Origin of the sequence: Pseudomonas sp. B21-032 (assembly GCF_024748965.1) — a bacterium.
Taxonomy (GTDB): Bacteria; Pseudomonadota; Gammaproteobacteria; order Pseudomonadales; family Pseudomonadaceae; genus Aquipseudomonas.
Map to the genome: position 1 here is coordinate 2,562,178 of NZ_CP087180.1, position 18,889 is coordinate 2,581,066.

Below are 18,889 nucleotides of genomic sequence, written 5' to 3' on the forward strand. Positions count from 1 at the left end.
ACGCACAAGGGGGATGAATGCCGGGTTTGATCGAAGACTACGCCCTGCTGGGTAACTGTCGCAGCGCCGCGCTGGTCGGCCGCGACGGCTCCCTGGACTGGCTGTGCCTGCCCAGGTTCGACTCCCCGGCGGTGTTTGCCGCCTTGCTCGGCAATGAAGAAAACGGCCGCTGGCGCCTGGCGCCGAGCGAGCCTCTGGTGCAGATCAGCCGTGAATACCTGGACGGCACCCTGATCCTGCACACCACCTTCACCACCGCCAGCGGCCGCGCGCGCCTGATCGACTGCATGCCCCTAGCTGAACACAACAGCGTGCTGCGCATTGTCGAGGGCCTGGAAGGCGAAGTGCCGTTCGAGATGGACCTGGTGATGCGCTTTGACTATGGCAACAGTGTGCCTTGGGTCGAAAAGGCCGAGCCGCTGGTGCTCTCGGCGGTGGTTGGCCCCGACCGGCTGATACTGCGCAGCGGCGCCGCCACCCAGGCCCTGGATCACCACACCGGCAGCCGCTTTACCGTCAAGGCCGGCCAGCGCCTGGCCTTCAGCCTGACCCACCAGGCGTCACACCTGCCATTGCCTGCAGCGTTCGATGCCGAGCAAGCTTTGCAACGGACCCGGGAACAGTGGCAGCAGTTTTCGTCGCGCTGCCCGGACGTCGGCCCCTGGACGGCGCTGGTCAAGCGCTCACTGCTTACCCTCAAGGCCATGACCTACGCGCCCACCGGCGGCATTGTCGCGGCGGTGACCACCTCGTTGCCCGAGCGCCTGGGCGGTGAGCGCAACTGGGACTACCGCTATTGCTGGCTGCGCGATGCGACCATGACCTTGCTGGCGTTCATGAACCTTGGTTACTTCGAAGAGGCCCAGGCCTGGCGCGAATGGCTGCTGCGCTCGGTGGCCGGCAACCCCGAGCAGATGCAGATCATGTACGGCCTGGCCGGCGAGCGGCGGCTGGCGGAGTATGAAGTGCCGTGGCTGGCCGGTTATGAAGGTGCACAACCGGTGCGTATCGGTAATGCCGCAGCGTTGCAGCACCAACTGGATATTTATGGCGAGGTCGCCGATGCCATGAGCCAGGCAATTCGTGGTGGCCTGCCGCGCCACCCGCGCAGCGCGGCGATTGCCCGGTTGATCATGCCGTACCTGGAAAAAACCTGGCAGCAACCGGACGAGGGCATCTGGGAGGTGCGTGGCGGGCAGCAGCACTTCACCCATTCCAAAGTCATGGCCTGGGTGGCCTTCGACCGCGCTGCCGGCTTGAGCGATACCACCGAAGAAGGTCAGGCGCGCGCCGGGCATTACCGTCAGGTGGCGGCCAGAATTCACCGGCAGGTGTGTGAACAGGGCTTCGATGGGCAGCTGGGCTGTTTCGTCCAGGCTTATGGTTCGACCGAAATGGATGCCAGCCTGCTGCAGATTGCCCTGACCGGCTTCCTGCCGGCGGATGATCCGCGCTTTCTCGCCACCCTTGCGCGCATCGAGCAGCGTCTGCTACGCAATGGCCTGTTGCTGCGCTATGACAGCGACAGCGGTTGCGATGGGCTGACGCCGGGTGAGGGGACCTTCCTGGTCTGTTCGTTCTGGCTGGCGGATGTCTATGTGCTGCTGGGGCGGGAGGAGGAGGCCAGGGTCTTGTTCGAACGTCTTGCGGCCCTGTGCAACGACGTCGGCCTGCTGGCCGAGCAGTACGACCCGCTGGGCCGGCGCATGCTCGGCAATTTCCCCCAGGCTTTCAGCCATATCGGCATCATCAACACCGCGCTGAACCTGCACCGCGCCCAGTGCCCGGTGCGCGACCGGGCGCAATGTGGTTAAAGGCATTGCGGGTCAAGTCGGGTCGCCGCACCGCCGCTCCCACAGGTAGCGTAGGCCTTTAGAGGCGCGAGCTGATCCATTGGCGATGCTGCTCACACTTCACCTTTGCGCCTTGTCGGCGAATGGACCGGCGATGCACGAGAAGCGAAAGCAAAAAAGCACTCTGCTTCTAGATGTACGTAATTGCAGACGCCACCGATCGTCCCTTGCAGAAGGCCGAGTGGAACCCTTGCGTAGTGGGGCGACGGCCATGGATGGCCGGCGAGCGCCGCAGGGCCAGGGACGGCCCTTCGGCGCGCCCCCACGGGAGCAAGGGTGGAAGGAGGGAACCCGGAGCGCAGCGCAGGGCCGATGAAGGGACAGGGCGTTTTTGGTTACTTTTGCCGCCAAGCAAAAGTGACCCGCCGTAAGGGCGCAAGGCGCCGGCAGCGCCTCATCATCAAATGGATCAGCTCAAACACAGCCTGGCTGCCCCAATACTTGCAAGCTGCTTAAGACAGTTGCTCCCACAGGCCCGTGCAGTCAGCGTTACAACCAGTAGGTCACCGCCCACCACCCCAGCCCACCCATGACCACGGTATAGGGCAGCGCCATCCACACCATGCGCCCATACGACAGGCGAATCAGCGGCGCAATCGCCGAGGTCAGCAGGAACAGGAATGCCGCCTGGCCGTTGGGCGTGGCCACGCTCGGCAGGTTGGTGCCGGTGTTGATCGCCACCGCCAGGGTCTCGAAGTGCTCGCGGCTCATGCCGCCGTTGACAAACGCCTGCTTGACCTCGGTGATATAGATAGTGGCGACGAACACGTTGTCGCTGATCGCCGACAACAGGCCGTTGGCGATAAACAGCATGCCCGGCTGCTGATCGGCCGGCAGCGCCAGTACCCACTGGATCAGCGGGGTAAACAGCTGCTGCTGGTGGATCACCGCAACCACGGCAAAGAACACCACCAACAACGAGGTGAACGGCATGGCATCCTGGAACGCGCGGCCCAGGCGGTGTTCGTCGGTGATGCCAGTAAAGGCGGTAATCAAGACGATCACCAACAGGCCGATCAGGCCGACTTCGGCCACATGCAGGCCCAGGCCGATGATCAGGATCAGCGCTGCCAGGCCTTGCACCAGCAGTGCGGCACGTTGCTGGGTGGTGCGCTGGGCGTCGTCTTCGGCGGCATAGGCGGCCAGCACCTGGCGCACGTTGTCCGGCAGCAGGGTGCCGTAGCCGAACCAGCGCAGTTTCTCCAGCAGCACGCAGGTGACCAGCCCGGCGGCCAGTACTGGCAGCGACACCGGCGCCACCTTGAGGAAGAACTCGGCGAAGTGCCAGCCCATTTCGTGGCCGATCAGCAGGTTCTGCGGCTCGCCGACCAGGGTGCACACGCCGCCCAGGGCGGTACCGACGGCGCCGTGCATCAGCAGGCTGCGCAAGAATGCGCGAAATTGCTGCAGGTCTTCGCGGTGCAGGTGGGCGACGTGCTGGTCGCTGTCCAGGTCCGAGTCTTCCCGTGGGTTGGCGCCGGAAGCGACGCGGTGATACACCGAGTAAAAGCCGACCGCCGCGCTGATGATCACCGCCGTCACCGTCAGCGCATCGAGAAACGCCGAAAGAAAGGCCGAGAGAAAACAGAACAGCAAGGCCAGCAGGGCCTTGGAGCGCACGCCGAGAAGAATCCGCGAGAACACGAACAGCAGCAGGTCCTTCATGAAGTAGATACCGGCGACCATGAACATCAGCAGCAGGATCACCGGAAAGTTGTGCTGCAGCTCTTCATACAGCGCTTGCGGCGTGGTCATGCCCAGCAGCAGGGCCTCGACCATCAGCAGGCCGCCGGGCATCAGCGGGTAGCACTTGAGCGCCATGCCGAGGGTGAAGATGAACTCGATCACCAGCACCCAGCCGGCCACCACCGGGCCGAGGGTGAACAGCAGCAGGGGATTGAGCAGCAGGAACAGGCACAAGGTAGCCTTGTACCAGCGCGGCGACTGGCCAAGAAAATTGTGGGCCAGGGCGCCGGCCAGGGAGCGGGACATGAAAATGTATCCTTATGATTCAACAGCTGGGCAAAGTGCCGCATGTGTGAACGGAGATCAAGGTAAAAGTCCCGGTTTTGGCACAAGCGCGGCCTTGGCGCCGACGGGCACCTTGTTATAGTCCTGCGATCAACCTCGCCGCCTTCAAGGAGAGCACCGTGACTGACTACCAAGCGTTCAAGGTCGAACTGAACAACCGCATCGCCCACGTGCAGATCAACCGCCCGGAAAAGTACAACGCCATGAACGCGGCGTTCTGGAGCGAAATCGTCGAGATCTTCCGCTGGATCGATGAAACCGACGAAGTGCGCGCGGTGGTCATCAGTGGTGCCGGCAAGCATTTTTCTTCCGGCATCGACCTGATGCTGCTGGCCTCGGTGGCCAACGAACTGGGCAAGGACGTCGGCCGCAACGCGCGCCTGCTGCGCCGCACCATCCTGCGCATGCAGGCCTCGTTCAATGCCGTGGACAACTGCCGCAAGCCGGTGCTGGCGGCGATCCAGGGTTACTGTATCGGCGGCGCCATCGACCTGGTCTCGGCCTGCGACATGCGTTACTGCAGCAGCGACGCGCAGTTCTCGATCAAGGAAGTCGACATGGGCATGGCCGCCGACGTTGGCACCCTGCAGCGCCTGCCACGGATCATCGGCGACGGCATCATGCGCGAACTGGCCTACACCGGGCGCAATGTCGCCGCCGACGAAGCCCAGCACATCGGCCTGGTCAACCGTGTGTTTGACAGCCATGAGGCACTGCTTGACGGAGTCTTTGCCATTGCCGCCGAAATTGCGGGAAAATCGCCCATTGCCGTGGCCGGCACCAAGCACATGATCAGCTACATGCGCGATCACCGCATCGACGATGGCCTGGAGTACATCGCCACCTGGAACGCCGCCATGCTGCAATCCACCGATCTGCGGGTGGCGGTTGCCGCCCACATGAGCAAACAGAAACCCGAGTTCGCCGACTGACCCCCGGCGGCGAACCCCGCAAGGAACCGGCACATGTCAGCGCGTTGGACCACCGCAGTACTGGACACGAACCTCACCGGCGGCTGGGCGGTTGCCCGCAGCCGCGAGGGTTTTCTGGTCGATGACAACGGCGCGCTGTTCCCGCGCGACTGGCTCAAGCGCCAGGCGCTGGACGTGCTTTGCGAGCACGGCATTGGCCATTTCGATGGCCAGCCGGTGTTCCTTCTGGAGTTGCGCAGCCCGCAGGCGGTAGCCGGCTGCAGCTGGCGCGGCTTGCGTCAGTTCATGCTCGAAGGCGACTTCGAGACCTACAAGATTCTTGGCTATGCCGCGCAGATCGGCACCTGGGCCCGCGAGCACCGCTTCTGTGGCAGCTGCGGCCAGGCCATGGAGCAAATCCACTGGGAGCGGGCGATGTACTGCGCGCCGTGTGATTTACGCAGCTACCCGCGCATCTCGCCGAGCATGATCGTGCTGATCAGCCGTGGCGACGAAATTCTCCTGGCTCGTTCACCGCGCTTTGTCAGCGGCGTGTACAGCACCCTGGCAGGCTTCGCCGAGCCTGGCGAATCGGCCGAAGACTGCCTGGTACGCGAAGTGCGCGAAGAGGTCGCGATCGAGGTGCAGAACATCCAGTACGTCGGCAGCCAGTGCTGGCCGTTCCCCCATTCGATGATGCTCGGTTTTCATGCCGAGTACGCCGGCGGCGAGATCGTCATGCAACCGGACGAGATCGAGGACGCCCAGTGGTTTCGCGTCGATGCGCTACCGCCGTTGCCGGCGGGGCGTTCGATTGCGCGCTATCTGATCGACCTGTACGTGGCCCGCCGCCTAGGCCTGGCCGAACCAGTGCTGCCACGCTAGGCGCACGGTCAGCGCCAGCACCACGGTGATGAACACCGGGCGGATGAACTTGCTGCCGCCGCTGATGGCAGTGCGCGCGCCGAAGAACGCGCCGACCATCAGCGCCGAGCCCATCGACAGGCCCACCAGCCAGTCGACCTGGCCGGAGAAGATAAACACCGACAAGGCCGCGGCGTTGCTGACGAAGTTCATGCTGCGCGCCACGCCGCTGGCCTTGACCAGGTCGATGGGGTAGAGCAGCAGCGTGCTGACGGTCCAGAACGCGCCGGTGCCTGGGCCGGCCACGCCGTCGTAGAAGCCCAGGGTGAAGCCCTGGGGGATCTGCCACTTCTTTTTCACCGGCGCATCGGCATCCAGCGGCGCCTTGGGCGTGCCGCCGAACAGCAGGTAGACGCCACAGAGAAAGACGATCACCGGCAGCATCTTGTTCAGCCATTCGGCCGGCAGGTAGTGGGCCACCACCGCACCGATCAGGGCACCGATAAAAGTACCGACCAGGGCATGACGCCACTGCGCCGGGTGGAACAGTTTGCGCCGGTAGTAGGTGAAGCCGGCGGTGGCCGAGCCGAAGGTCGAGCTGAGTTTGTTGGTGCCCAGCACCAGGTGCGGCGGCATGCCGGCGGTGAGCAGCGCCGGGGTGGTGAGCAGGCCGCCACCGCCGGCAATGGCATCGATGAAACCGGCAACGAAAGCGACGGCGGCAAGAATCGCCAGGGTGGTGGGGTCTACGCTGAGTTCGAAAGGCATGGCGTGGGCTTAACAGGACGCGCGTTGGCAGGCGCAAGGCCGTCATGTTAAACGCAAGCGTTTGCGCTGCCCAGTACAACCCAGGCACTGAATAATTATCTATGTGATCGACGTTGTCGGCCTCTGATGAACTGAAGGTTCCCCTTCAATCAGAGGCATCTGTGATGTCATCACCAATGAACAATTCCCCTGTGCCATCGTCGCCGTATGCCGGGATCGGTTACATCCCGTCGTTGGCTTCACCCCTTGAGCAGGAAGGTTTGCCCCAATGGCTGCAGACTGCCGATCCAGCCAAGCGCCTGCGGCTGATGCGCATACGTGAAGAGGGCCGCACGCTGCGCCGTGAACTGACAGAGGCAATGAGCAAGGTGCAGACCCTGCATGAATTCTGTCGACCCAAGCTTGAGCAAATGGCCCGGGAAAGCCACGGTGATGTGGTCGATACCGAGAATGGCACGTTTTTGGTGTTCAAGCCCAACTCAGCCATGCTTCCCAACCGCCTGGATGAGGTGCTGGAGAGTCAGCGCTCGTTGTATGAAGCGGCCTTGCAGAATTTCAGCCAGACGCAGTTGCTGCAACTGGGCGGCAATCCCTTCGTCAAGCTGGCGATACCGACGGAGTTCGACCTGTTTGCCGGATTCAATGGCAAGGAACGCGATGCTTCTGATGCCGTCAGCTCGATTGTTTGTTATGCCGATGAGGGTGTCGGCTATGCGTTGCGCGTTCGCAAACTGGATCTGGGCAAACAGTACCAGGAGTACCTGACCCGCCAGCTGGCTGCCGGCTCCCTGCAGCAGGTCAAATGTGAAGCTGCCATGAATGTCCTGTCCGAGGAGTTGGCAATTGCCGATATCAAGGGGCTGTTGAGCAGCGCTGCGAAGGTCATCCTTAACGAATTCATAAAGGGCGCGGCGCGTGATGACCCCCATGGCAGTCAGATCCGCCATACGCTCAACGACGGTGTTTCACCCTACGATTATGCCGAGGAGTGGTCACTTCATCTGCTGGATGATCTGGTGCTGAGTGAAGTTCTCGTGTTTGGCGCGGCCAAGCCGCAAGCGCCCTGCGTTGCCTTTGTACCGGGGCATCCACAGCAGCCGCTGAAGGAGTATCCCTCCCGCTCAGCGTTTCTCAACGATCTGCAGGTACAGTTGAGCGACGGAGCCTTCCGGGCCTTTTTCTGTCGGTTCGTGCCATTGGCCAAATGGCCCGGCGTGCTGGAAGCCTTGCAGGAAACCGACGAATACACTCGCAACAGGCGCTTGAATCTACGTACCCAATCGCTGAACAAGGGGTTGAAGGCCCACTGGTATGAGCAGATGTGCCGCAGGCTGGCCGACGATGCCAAGTACCTGGCCGTGCCCACGGCGAAGGTGGAAGGTCGCACCGCGTTCGCCAGAGTTCCCGATTTCCTTGAAGCTACCCAGCAGCACCTGATGTACGGTGCCGGCGTCGGGTTTCAGGCCCGCGAGGAGGACGAAGGCCAGGCCCCTTCCGACTACGTCACGCCGTTGCGCTGGGTGATCCTGCCCAACGGCCGTTACGGGCGTTGGGCCAGCAACCTGAGCACCTATACCTTGCCGCCCAAGTTGCAATTCGATCCGCCAAACAACCAAGGCATCATCCACTCGTCTCTGGGGCGGGCCATCCGCATCAACGGCCACAGCTATTTGATCGAATTCGATGCCAGTATCGGCAAGGAGCGCTTATACCTGTCTTCCGATAAACGTACCTACAACCCGATCCTCGAACATAACGGCGCGGGCAGTTGGCATCACAGCTTGGAGCGGCCTGATCGGTGGGGGCGGCTATCGTTACTGCGTCGCTTGGGGAGCTGGCTGGACGACCTTGGCGATGACGACCTGATGCTGGCTGGGCGCCTCAGTGGTGTCACCAATGCCACCTTGCGCAGGGTGTATAGCCATGACGATGCGCCGCCTGCATTGCTGGTGTGGACAATCGGCCGACTGCGGCGGGTGCGCAAGACCGAATCGCTGCTGGCGCTGGTCAAGGACGGGCGTATGGTGCCTGCTGAGTACGAGGTGCCAGAACTGGCAGAATTCCGTGCGCTGTTTACTGTCACCCAGGCTCAGGTACCCCGGCCACGACGCAGCCCACAACAGGACGACAATAACGCTTATTGCGGCCCTGACTGCGGCGCACCGCCGGCGGTGCTGTTTCTGGAATGGTACGACAGGCTGTTTCGCGTGTTCATGGCGCGCAGCGAACACATGCTGCAGTTGCCTGAGCCCGCGCAAGTGGCTTCCGATCAACAGCTCGGCGAGCTTCGCCAGCGCTACCCGAATCTGCCCGTACAGTTGCTTGACGAGCTGATTGCCCAGTCCTCACCGCCTGTTCTGGAGCGTCTTTCCCGCGGTGTCCTTGACCTGAACCTGTTTGAGCGTTCACGCCGAGCCTGGAACGCCTATCGGCTGACGCGGGCGCTGATGGGCTTTCGCGCGCCAGCTCAAGCCGATATCGATACCCGTACGCTGGCGTTTGCATTGTTACCGGCCTTGCCCGGCTGGCACTCGGACCTGAACCTGGCGTTGTACCCCGGGGATGTGCGCAGAACCACGCCGACGCGCCTTGCCCAAGTGCCAGGTGCAGCGTCCTGGGGGATAGGGGTCGGCGGCCCGTTCAGCTACGAAGTGGTTCAACTGCAGGACGAACGTTACCTTGAAAGCCGTTTTCACCGTGATTTCTATGCCGCATTGCTGGATCTGTTGGGGGCTTCGCAGCGCCAACGCCTGGGGTTGGGGGCGAACGAGAGTGAACGACTGCGTGACTTGCTGTATGAACTGGCCGTTAGCCAGCCGATGCGCACCCTGGCCTTGCTGGGCATCGAACGTCCACGGGTTACCTTGCATCCGCATGGCTCCGAGCGCCGCGCCCGGGCGATGGCTGGCACGGGTGGGCGCTTCGAGCGCGAGAGCAGCATCGAACGGTTGCAATTGATGTTCCCTCGGGCATCAGAGAGCCATATCCAACGTATTCTTGACCAGGTGACACGGCAGGGGCCAACGGTAGTTGACGCGCTCGATCGCCTGGAAGACTCGCGACTGCGGCTGGACGGTGCGCTGCGGACCTGGGTAAGGGCCACCACTGTGTACGGGGCGGGTTTTGGTGCGCGCCGGCGAGGGCATATTGCCGAGCAATTGCTCAACGCCCTGGACCCGACAGTCACTGTGCTGGAGATCAACGATGCGTTTGTCAGCAGCTTGCCCGAATTGCCGCTGGACTTCGACGCCATAACGCTCCTGACCATTAACCTGCCGGCCATGGAAAGCCTGCCTGGCAGCTTCCTCGCGCGCTTTGCGAACCTGCGTGAACTGCGTTTGAACACCCGGGTCGGCAGGCTGCCAAATGGCTTGGTTGAATTGCTGCAGCTACGCAGCCTGTCCTTGACCAACGCGCACCTGCGTCCAGAGGACTTGAGGCCGATCGGCCAGATTGCGCAGTTGAGAGAGCTGAGCATCATTCACCTGACGCCGCCGCAAAGCGAGGGCGAATCGGTTTACGCCGCACGCACCTGGGACACCGAAGACATGGCGGCTATCGCCCGTTGCCAACACCTGCGGCGCTTGCAGATCCAGGACTGCCGGGCGCTGTTCGAGGGCGATGTGATTGGCGCGCTGGCGCCACTGCAACAGCTGACGCATCTTGACCTCTCGGGCAACTCGTTCACGCTGTATGGGGAGAATGTCCGCGGGCTCGTTCATCTGCGCCACCTGGACCTGAGTCGCAATCCGCTGAACGCAGGGCTCGATGTCAGTGCCATGAGTGATCTTCGCTGTCTCGACCTGCATTACTCCCGGGCTGATTGGCCGGTTGGCCTGGAAAACCTCGCGCATATTGAACAGGCTGACCTTGCAGAGGTCGACCTGAATACGGTGCCGGCTGGTGCTGGCCGTGTGCGCGGGCTGCGTCTGTCGGTCGTCAACCTCAATGCCACGGATCGCGAGCGGGTTTTGAGGGAAATGGCTGAAGTGAATAACCTGCCGGGCGCGGATCATAGCGAAGTCCGACTGTCGCGGGTCGAATTGGGCGAGACTTCAAATGAATCCGAAGAGGAGGATACGGAGTCTGAGGCGGACGTGGATGCTGAAGGGATAATCGTAGGTAATCTGTTCGACGGCCTTTCGGAACAAGACCGCAGCCTGGCGCAGCAACTGGTCGATTCGAACAGTAATGGCAGTCGTGCGTTCTTTGCGTTGATGAATACAATACTGTCGCGAACACCAGCGGATGAGCGTGACGAGGTAACCAGGCAAGCCCACTCGATCATCCTGCGGATGTTCGATGAAACCCGGCGCGAGGAGTTCTACCGCGTGGCACTGGACCTGGGCTGCATAGATTCTGCAGTGCAGCGTTTTTCCGACCTGTTGGGGCTGGCAGAGGCGGATCGGGTGGCGGCCAATACCTCTGGCAATGCCCGCCCGGAACTGATCGAACTGGGTCTTTCTTTGTGGCGGCTGCGCAGCCTGCGAGCCTCTGTTGCCAGGCGGTACCTTGATTGGTGGGGGCAACGCGCTGGCCAGCCGGACTATGCCGAGATCGAGTTGTATATTCGTATCGCGTTGACTGCCCGGCTGCGCTTGCGTCACCAGCCCAGACGCCAGGTCAATGCCAGCATGGTGACATGGATGAGCAGTTCGATGGTGGATGAGGTCGAGACAGATGTGCTGACCACGCAGGCTCAGGATTTCCCGGTTGCCTTGAGTGACCAGCCGTTCTGGCAGGAGCACCTGGTTGCGCAAGAGTGCGCTCCCTGGAGTTATGAGGTTGAATCGGCGTTGCAGGAATTGGCCGTTGCTGAAGGGCTGCCACGCACATTGGGCGAATCGGCACGTACCCGGCTGGAGCAACTCTTGACTCAGGCCCGCAAAGTCATTGCCGAGCGTGATGAGGTGCCGGTGAGTTCCGGGCCGCTGGTGCTGGACAACGAAGACCATCGGCTGCAAGCGTTCAACCTGATGCCGGCAATGATCCAGTTGTCCAGGGTCGAATACACCCGGCAGGTAGTCAACGAGTACTTTGCCCAGGGCGTCCCGACACAAAGCCCGCAGCCGGGGCCTTCGGGTGTACAGCGCAAGCCCTGATCGGCAAAAGCATCAAGGCATGAAGAAAGGGGCCTGAGCCCCTTTCTTTTACGGCCAGCCCTCAGCTCAGAAATCCGCCGTCGACATTCAACGCCACGCCAGTGGTGTAGCTCGACGCGTCGCTGGCCAGGTACAGCACCGCGCCGGCCATCTCTTTCGGGTCGGCCACGCGCTTGAGCGGGATCTGCTGCAGCGCGGTGTTGAGGATCGCATCGTTCTTGACCAGCGCCGAGGCGAATTTGGTATCGGTCAGGCCTGGCAGCAGGGCGTTGCAGCGGATACCGAACGGCGCGCATTCCTTGGCGAAGACCTTGGTCATGTTGATCACCGCCGCCTTGGTCACCGAGTAGATGCCCTGGAAGATCCCCGGCGACACGCCGTTGATCGAGGCAACGTTGATGATGCTACCGCCACCGTTGTCGCGCATCAGCTTGCCGGCTTCCACCGACATGAAGAAGTAGCCGCGGATGTTGACGTCGACGGTCTTCTGGAAGGCGCCAAGGTCAGTGTCCAGCACGTTGCAGAACTGCGGGTTGGTGGCGGCGTTGTTGACCAGGATGTCCAGGCGCCCGAACTGCTCGCGAATGCCGGCGAAGACCTGGCTGATCTGCTCCATCTCGCCGATGTGGCAGGCAACCGCGGTGGCCTTGCCGCCGGCGGCGATGATCGCCTCGGCGACTTGCTGGCAGCCGTCGAGCTTGCGGCTCGAAACGATCACATGGGCGCCTTGCTGGGCCAGCAGATGGGCGATGGCCTCGCCGATACCGCGGCTGGCGCCGGAGACGAAGGCGACTTTGCCGTCGAGGTCGAACAGTTGGGTCTTGGACATGGTCTTTTCCTTGTTTGAGTCGTCAGAGAGGGGACTTGCCGATGACCTGCAGGCTCATGTGCTCCAGCAGCGTGTTCATGTGAATGAACTGGGCGAAGCGCTTGTCCTGGGTCTGGCCGTGGAAGAACCGGTAGTAGATCTGCTGAACGATGCCGGCCAGGCGGAACAGGCCGTAGGTGTAGTAGAAGTCGTAGTTGTCGATTTTGATCCCGGCGCGTTCGCCGTAGTAGTCGACAAACTGCTGGCGGCTCAGCATGCCCGGGGCGTTGCTTGGCTGGCGGCGCATCAGTTGCACCGGTGCCGGGTCGTCGGCTTGAATCCAGTAGGCCAGGGTGTTGCCCAGGTCCATCAGCGGATCGCCGAGGGTGGTCATTTCCCAGTCGAGCACGCCGATGATGCGCATGGGGTTGTCGGCATCGAGGATGACGTTGTCGAAGCGGTAGTCGTTGTGCACGATGGCAGGCTTGGGGTGATCGGCCGGCATTTTCTCGCGCAGCCAGGCGATGACCTTTTCCCAGCGTGGCGCATCGGCGGTCAGGGCTTTTTCGTAGCGGCTGGCCCAGCCCTCGATCTGGCGTTGCACGTAGCCTTCGGGCTTGCCCAGGTCGCCCAGGCCGCAGGCGTTGTAGTCGACCTGGTGCAGCTCGACCATGCGTTCGATGAAGCTCTTGCACAGGGCCTCGGTGCGTTGGGTATCCAGGCCCAGCTCCGGCGGCAGGTCCGAGCGCAAGATGATGCCCTTGACCCGGTCCATGACATAAAACTCGCCACCGATCAGCGACTCGTCGGTGCAATGCACGTAGGCCTTGGGGCAGTAGGGGAAGCCGCTGTTGAGCTGGTTGAGGATGCGGAACTCGCGGCCCATGTCATGGGCGGATTTGGCCTTGTGGCCAAAAGGCGGGCGGCGCAACACAAACTCGCGCCCGGGGTATTGCACCAGGTAGGTCAGGTTCGAGGCGCCGCCAGGGAACTGGCTGATGGTCGGTGCACCGGCCAGGCCCTGGATATGCGCTTTCAGATAAGGGTCGATCACTGCGGCATCAAGTTCTTCGCCGGGGCGGACCTGGGTGGACTGGTCGGTGAGCGTCATGCGTTTCCCTTATGTTCAAAGCCAGAGATTATTGGCCAATCTAATTCCTGCCGCGCACGCTCACAAGCACACCCGGGCGTTATAGGTGAGCGTGTTGCAGCACAATCAGCAGGTTTGATCGGCTGAGCATATATAACTACACCCCGCTCCCTGCGTGCCTTTGATTGACTGCTGCCTTCCGCCATCCATAAGGCAGCGACAATGACCACCGACACCCTGACGCCTTTCAAGAGCCATGAGCGCTATTTCAACCAGCAGATCCCCACCTGGCTGAGCCATGCCAGCACCCATGCCATCAAAGAGCTGTATCAACGTCAACTGCCTGCCGCGCAGATTGCCGCAGATACCGACGCGCAACTGCGCCAGGCATTGCACGACAGCCTGCGGCGTACCCAGGCTTCCAGCGCTGCGGCCGCCCGGCTTTTGAGGCAAATCAAGGGTATCAGCGAGTTTGCCGAGCCGCTGTTGCGCGCTGAAATAAACAAGCGCTTGGTGCTGGATATCAGCGTAACGGCCAATGAGCTGGTGCACATGCGCGATGATGCTTCGTTGCGCGAAGATCGCCTGGCCTCGGTGTTGATATCACGCCAGCCGTTATTGCAGGCGGCCTTGCAGAATTTTACTGCAAGCGACGCAGAGATCTTTCGCACCGATGCCTACAGTGCGGTGACGGCGGTCGGTGCCTTGCAACCTTTTCCCTCGACAGTGGACCCTGAGCGGCGTGCCCATCAATCCATCCGTTACGCCAGCAAGTTGCCCATCAGTCCGCAGCAGTTTGCAAAGCTGTGCCGGGAGCTGGATATTGGCCAACAGTACCAGGACCATCTCAAGTCGATTCTCGATGCCGCCCACAGTCGCGACGCCGTGCGCCGCACGCTGGTATCGGCGGCCAGGGACCGCTGCGAAAGCAACGTGCACGCGGCGCGTATCGCCGGCCACATCAGTGAGCCGGCTTACCGCATGCTCAAGCAGATGCTCAGGCAGTCGGCAAGCGCCCCGGCGACACAGACCTTGAGGGTCGACAAGGTGTATGAACGAGGCAACAGCGCGTTCGACGGTTCGCGTTGCTACCTGCTCAACCTCTTCGGTAGCACCCTGGGCGGCGGTTTTCTATTGCTTGGCCCCGATCCTGCCGGCCAGGTGCTGCCGGTACCGGTCGTGGTGATAATGCCGGGTGATGCCAAGCCTGTGCAGGAATACGACTCCTACACTGATTTCTACCTCAGCCTCAAGGCGCGCCTGCAAGACCCGCAGTTCCAGGGGTTTTTCAGTCGCTTCATCGGGCGCCGCGGGCAATCGCGCGTGTTCGCTCAGTTGAAGCAAAGCGCTAACTGGCACGCGCAACCACCCAGGCTTCAGGAAATACGCGGCGAGTGCTTTGACTACCTGCACAGCGCGATGTTGACCAGGGCCTGGGACGACGCCAAGACCCTGGCGGTGCCGACCGCGGATGTCGATCGCGAAGCCTGGTTACAGGAGTTGAACCATTACCTGGGCTTGGGCTTTAGCATGCTCAACGTAGCCGCATTCTTCGTGCCGGGCCTGGGCGAGGTGATGATGGTGGCCCTGGGCGCGCAGATGCTCGGCGACCTGTTCAATGGCTTGAAAGCCTGGGAGGCCAATGACCAGCAACAGGCCATCAGCTACTTGCAGTCCTTCGGTATCAACCTGGCTATCACTGCCGGGCTGGGTGTGGCCGCAGGAGCTGCGGGCGCCGCGTTGAGGCAGCCGCTGGCGATCGATGCGCTGGAAGTGGTCGAGCTTCCAGGGGGTGAGGTCCGCCTGTGGCGACCGGACCTTGCCCCTTACCAGCAAAGCGCAGCACTGCTGGAGGGCCACTTTGCCGATGCACAAGGCATTTACCGGGTCGCTGGCAAACGCTACATCCGCATCGAGGGCAAGCCATTGGAAATCACCCAGGATTCGCACCTGGGCAAATGGCGTATAGAGCACCCCGACGACCCTCAGGCCTACCGGCCAGTACTCGAGCACAACGGGCAGGGTGCCTGGCATCATGCGCTGGAGCGCGTCGACAGTTGGCCACGCCCGACCCTGGTGCGCAGGCTCGGGCACGCCTTCGAGGGTTGGGCAGACGCGGCGCTTGAGCGCATGGCCGACATCAGCGGCGTCAGCGATGCTGAGCTGCGTGCGGTCTACAGTGACGACCAACCCGCCCCGGCAGGGCTGCTCGACGTCAGGCGGCGGTTTGAAATCGATCGCCTGATCGCGGCACAGATCGACAATGTCAGGACCGGACAGGGGTTGCAATCAGGCTTCAACTACCCGGTATCGCTGCTGCCGGAGTTACCGCGCTGGCCGCAAGGCAAAGCCATTGAACTATATGACAGTGCCGAACTGTGGGGGCAACCGATGGTGTATGGCCGTGCGCAGCCTGAGGTGGCCGCCATCAGGCTCTCGCGCAGTGACCTGGCCGCAGGACGCTTGATTCGCAGGGTGGTAGAGGGTTTGAGCGTGGCCGAACGCAGCCGCTGGTTTGGCAATGATCACCTGGCCCGAGACCTTGAAACCGAGATCGGCCAGCAACTGGCTGAGCAGATGCAGGCATCAAGGTCACGGATTTTCGACAGCCTGTACCAGCGATCGAGCGAACCCCTAGACGCTCTGCAAGCGGCGCTGCAAAGGGATTTTCAGGGACTGTCGCGGCCGCTCGCCGAAGCGCTGGCCAAGGCTGCCAGCGAAGTTGAGCGCAGCCGCTGGCAGGCTTCCGGGCGGGTGCCGCTGCCGCTTGCCAAGCGTGCCCGCGAGGCGTCGCGCCAGGTACGCCTGTCACGCGCTCGCGAAGGCCTCGAAATCAGCTACCTGGCCAATGACGACAGCTACCGGCTGGCCCTGCATTTGTTGCCGGAACTATCCGGATGGAGCGACTCGGTTCATTTGAGTGTGCGCCGCGACAGTGTGTCCGGCACCGAGCTCGACAGCATTGGCAGCGCGGGCGCGACGTCGCGAAAAACCCTGGTTAAAAGCGCCCGGGGCTGGCGCGCTTTCGACGAAAATGACGCCGAGTTGAGCGGGCTCGAGACAGCGGACCACGGCTTCTTCACCAGCCTGCTGCAGGCTTTGCCCGACAGCGAGCGCGTGGCGCTTGGCTTGAGTATCGGTGACAGCACCGCACTGCGTCGCGCCCTGCTGGAGCAGGCAGCACGCCAGCCTGCCAAGGCGCGGCTGGCGTTGGGCATGGCGGTGGAGCAGGGGCGCTTCAGGCCGCCACTGTCGGTCGGGGCGGGGCGCCGTGGCTATCCCTTGGGTGGTACGATCGGGCGCTTGTTGCCACGTACTTACGAGCAGCGTTTGCGCAACCTGTTTCCCGACTATACCGATGCGCAGTTGCGCGACTTTTTTCGCAATGTAGGCATGCAGGGCGAAGCGCTGGAGAGTGTGATCGGGGACCTGGAGCAGGAGCTTGAAAGCGAACGCCAAGGCTTGTCAGCCTGGGTGGAGCAGGGGGCTACAGCCACTGTCCGCGAACGGCGCAAGCAACTGGCGATGCAGTTGCTGGATGTCTGGCAGCTTCGCAGCAGGGCGCCACTTGAGGTCAGCGAGTATCAACTGGATGGGACGCCGGGCTACCTACTGACACTCGACTCTCCTGTGGTGGATGCGCTGCCGCCTCTTGCGAGCGCCATCGACCAGATTCTCGAGCTGGAGTTGAGCAGCATGGCGGCCATCAGTGAGTTGCCAGCAGAATTCTTGCGCGCCTTCCCCAACCTGCGCCGCTTGAGCGTACGTCACACGCCGATCACGCAAATCCCGCAGAACATTGGCCAACTGAGTGAGTTGCGAGTGCTGGATCTCACCTATAGCCGAACAGGGTTGGCCCACCTGGCGCGCTTGAGCGGGCTTCGGCGCTTGTGGTCGCTCGATCTTCGGGGCGTGTCGCCATCGTCGGTTACTGTGACGGCCGGGCAACTTGCGCCTTTACGGCAGTTATCCAGCTTGCGTTTCTTGTCGCTAATGGAGAACCAAGCCAGCTTCGGCCCAGGCGCGTTTGCCGAACTGGCCGGGATGCCGAACCTGCGCCGGCTGTACCTGACGCGCAACAACATCACCCTGAGCGAAGCCGATGTCAGTGAGCTGGCGGGCATAACCAACTTGCGTGAGTTGTCCATGGGCCATAACCCGCTGATGCGCACTCCGGACATCCGCCAGATGCCGCGGCTGCGCCTCTTGGCGTTGCCGGACGCACAGATCACCACCTGGCCGCCCGGGCTTGAGACCACCGCGAACTTTGAAGTTCGCCTCGAAGGCAATGCCATTATCGAAGTGCCTGCTGGCGCCGGACGAATGCCGGGGCTGTCGTTTGGCTACGAGGGCATGAACGAGGCGCTGACGACCCGCTTGATTCGTGAGCGCATGCAGGTTCAGGCCGATCCGGGGGCGGATGTGGGTATCGAAGAGGTTCTAGATGACGGAGGGGACACTGACCTGAGCGCCTACCAGCAGCTGACTGAAGAGCAGGAGCATACCGCGCTGGAGCTGTTTCGCCTGCCCGAGTTGCGCTCGTTCAGGCGTTTGCTGGCCAGGTTGCTGACCAACGGACAAGTAACCGAGCCTCAGGCTGTGCAACTGATCGAGGCGGCTGCAGCGGACCCTGAGCAACTGGGCAGGCAACTGTTCGCCCAGGCAGTTGACGCCGATACCTGTGAAGACCGCGACATCGTGGTATTCAGTGACCTGCAGGGGCTGCGAGAGGCCGATCAGGCACTTGGCCAAGGTGGCCAGGCAAGTCGACAGTTGCTGGCCCTGGGCATCAGCCGCTGGCGCCTGCAACGCCTGCGCACCTATGTGGCGGAGCAGATCCGCGGCTGGCAAGCCGATCCGCAGTTCGTGCACTTTATCGATGCGATCGAAGTGGAACTGTATTACCGGATTCATCTGGCTGAACGCCTGGGCTTGCGTCATCAACCGACAGAAATGATCCATGGCCATACGGTGTTCTGGGTCACCAGCGATATGCTGGCTGAGGCTGCGCGTATCATCCGCCAAGAGCAGGCGGCTTTGCTGCCTGAATGGATGACTCAGGAAATCTATTGGCAGGATTACCTCAAGCGCAAATATCGCGCGCGCTACGAGGCGCTACAGACTCAATTGGCCGGCATCTTCGATCCTGCGATCGATTTTATGGAAGACCTGCAACGGCTACGAGGAACGCAAGCAGACCTGACGACGCCGCTTCCTGTGGTAGCGGGGGAGACGGCTGAACAACTGGCCTCGGCATTTGCGGTGGCACCAAGCGAGCTGGCGCAGCTAGCCTACGATGAAGCCACATGGATTCAGGCCTACAGGAAACTGCAGGATGCCCGGGAAGCGAGGGAAAACGAGCTTCCAGGGGTGCTGACGAAAGAAGAAACTGGACGTGACGCTGGTTGAGCCAGCAAAAAAAACCGAAGCCCAGGCTTCGGTTTTTTTATCGCTGCCAGCCG

General features: G+C 62.2%; 9 protein-coding genes. 5 read left to right on the top strand and 4 right to left on the bottom strand.

From position 1 onward, the window contains the following. The first annotated feature begins 17 nt into the window (after positions 1 to 17). On the top strand, positions 18 to 1,814 hold the full coding sequence (locus LOY54_RS11860; RefSeq protein WP_258610484.1) for a glycoside hydrolase family 15 protein: 1,797 nt from the start codon (positions 18 to 20) through the stop codon (positions 1,812 to 1,814). A 528-nt stretch (positions 1,815 to 2,342) separates the two neighbouring features. Here LOY54_RS11860 and nhaB read toward each other — a convergent pair. Continuing rightward, positions 2,343 to 3,845: a sodium/proton antiporter NhaB gene (nhaB, locus tag LOY54_RS11865; protein ID WP_258610485.1), complete on the bottom strand. Its 1,503-nt coding sequence runs from the start codon at positions 3,843 to 3,845 to the stop codon at positions 2,343 to 2,345. Positions 3,846 to 4,003: 158 nt separating this feature from the next. Between nhaB and LOY54_RS11870 the strand changes: the two genes are divergently transcribed. Both LOY54_RS11870 and nudC read left to right on the top strand, forming a co-directional pair. Next, positions 4,004 to 4,816, top strand: coding sequence for a crotonase/enoyl-CoA hydratase family protein (locus tag LOY54_RS11870; protein WP_258610486.1), 813 nt, complete (start codon positions 4,004 to 4,006; stop codon positions 4,814 to 4,816). A 33-nt stretch (positions 4,817 to 4,849) separates the two neighbouring features. After that, positions 4,850 to 5,680: an NAD(+) diphosphatase gene (nudC, locus tag LOY54_RS11875; protein WP_045198560.1), complete on the top strand. Its 831-nt coding sequence runs from the start codon at positions 4,850 to 4,852 to the stop codon at positions 5,678 to 5,680. Here the strand turns inward: nudC and LOY54_RS11880 are convergent. After that, the gene (locus LOY54_RS11880) at positions 5,648 to 6,427 is read right to left on the bottom strand and encodes a TSUP family transporter (protein ID WP_045198562.1); all 780 of its coding nucleotides are present in this window, start codon (positions 6,425 to 6,427) and stop codon (positions 5,648 to 5,650) included. The genes nudC and LOY54_RS11880 overlap by 33 nt on opposite strands. Before the next feature lie 176 nt (positions 6,428 to 6,603). Between LOY54_RS11880 and LOY54_RS11885 the strand changes: the two genes are divergently transcribed. After that, positions 6,604 to 11,529: a protein phosphatase 1 regulatory subunit 42 gene (locus tag LOY54_RS11885; RefSeq protein WP_258610487.1), complete on the top strand. Its 4,926-nt coding sequence runs from the start codon at positions 6,604 to 6,606 to the stop codon at positions 11,527 to 11,529. 61 nt (positions 11,530 to 11,590) lie between these two features. Here the strand turns inward: LOY54_RS11885 and LOY54_RS11890 are convergent, their stop codons facing one another. Next, positions 11,591 to 12,358: an SDR family oxidoreductase gene (locus tag LOY54_RS11890; protein ID WP_258610488.1), complete on the bottom strand. Its 768-nt coding sequence runs from the start codon at positions 12,356 to 12,358 to the stop codon at positions 11,591 to 11,593. A 22-nt stretch (positions 12,359 to 12,380) separates the two neighbouring features. After that, complete coding sequence (locus tag LOY54_RS11895; RefSeq protein ID WP_258610489.1) at positions 12,381 to 13,448, bottom strand: phosphotransferase family protein; 1,068 nt, start codon at positions 13,446 to 13,448, stop codon at positions 12,381 to 12,383. 201 nt (positions 13,449 to 13,649) lie between these two features. Between LOY54_RS11895 and LOY54_RS11900 the strand changes: the two genes are divergently transcribed. Continuing rightward, entirely contained in the window at positions 13,650 to 18,836 is a 5,187-nt protein-coding gene (locus LOY54_RS11900) for a dermonecrotic toxin domain-containing protein (RefSeq protein ID WP_258610490.1), read from the top strand. Positions 18,837 to 18,889 lie beyond the last annotated feature (53 nt).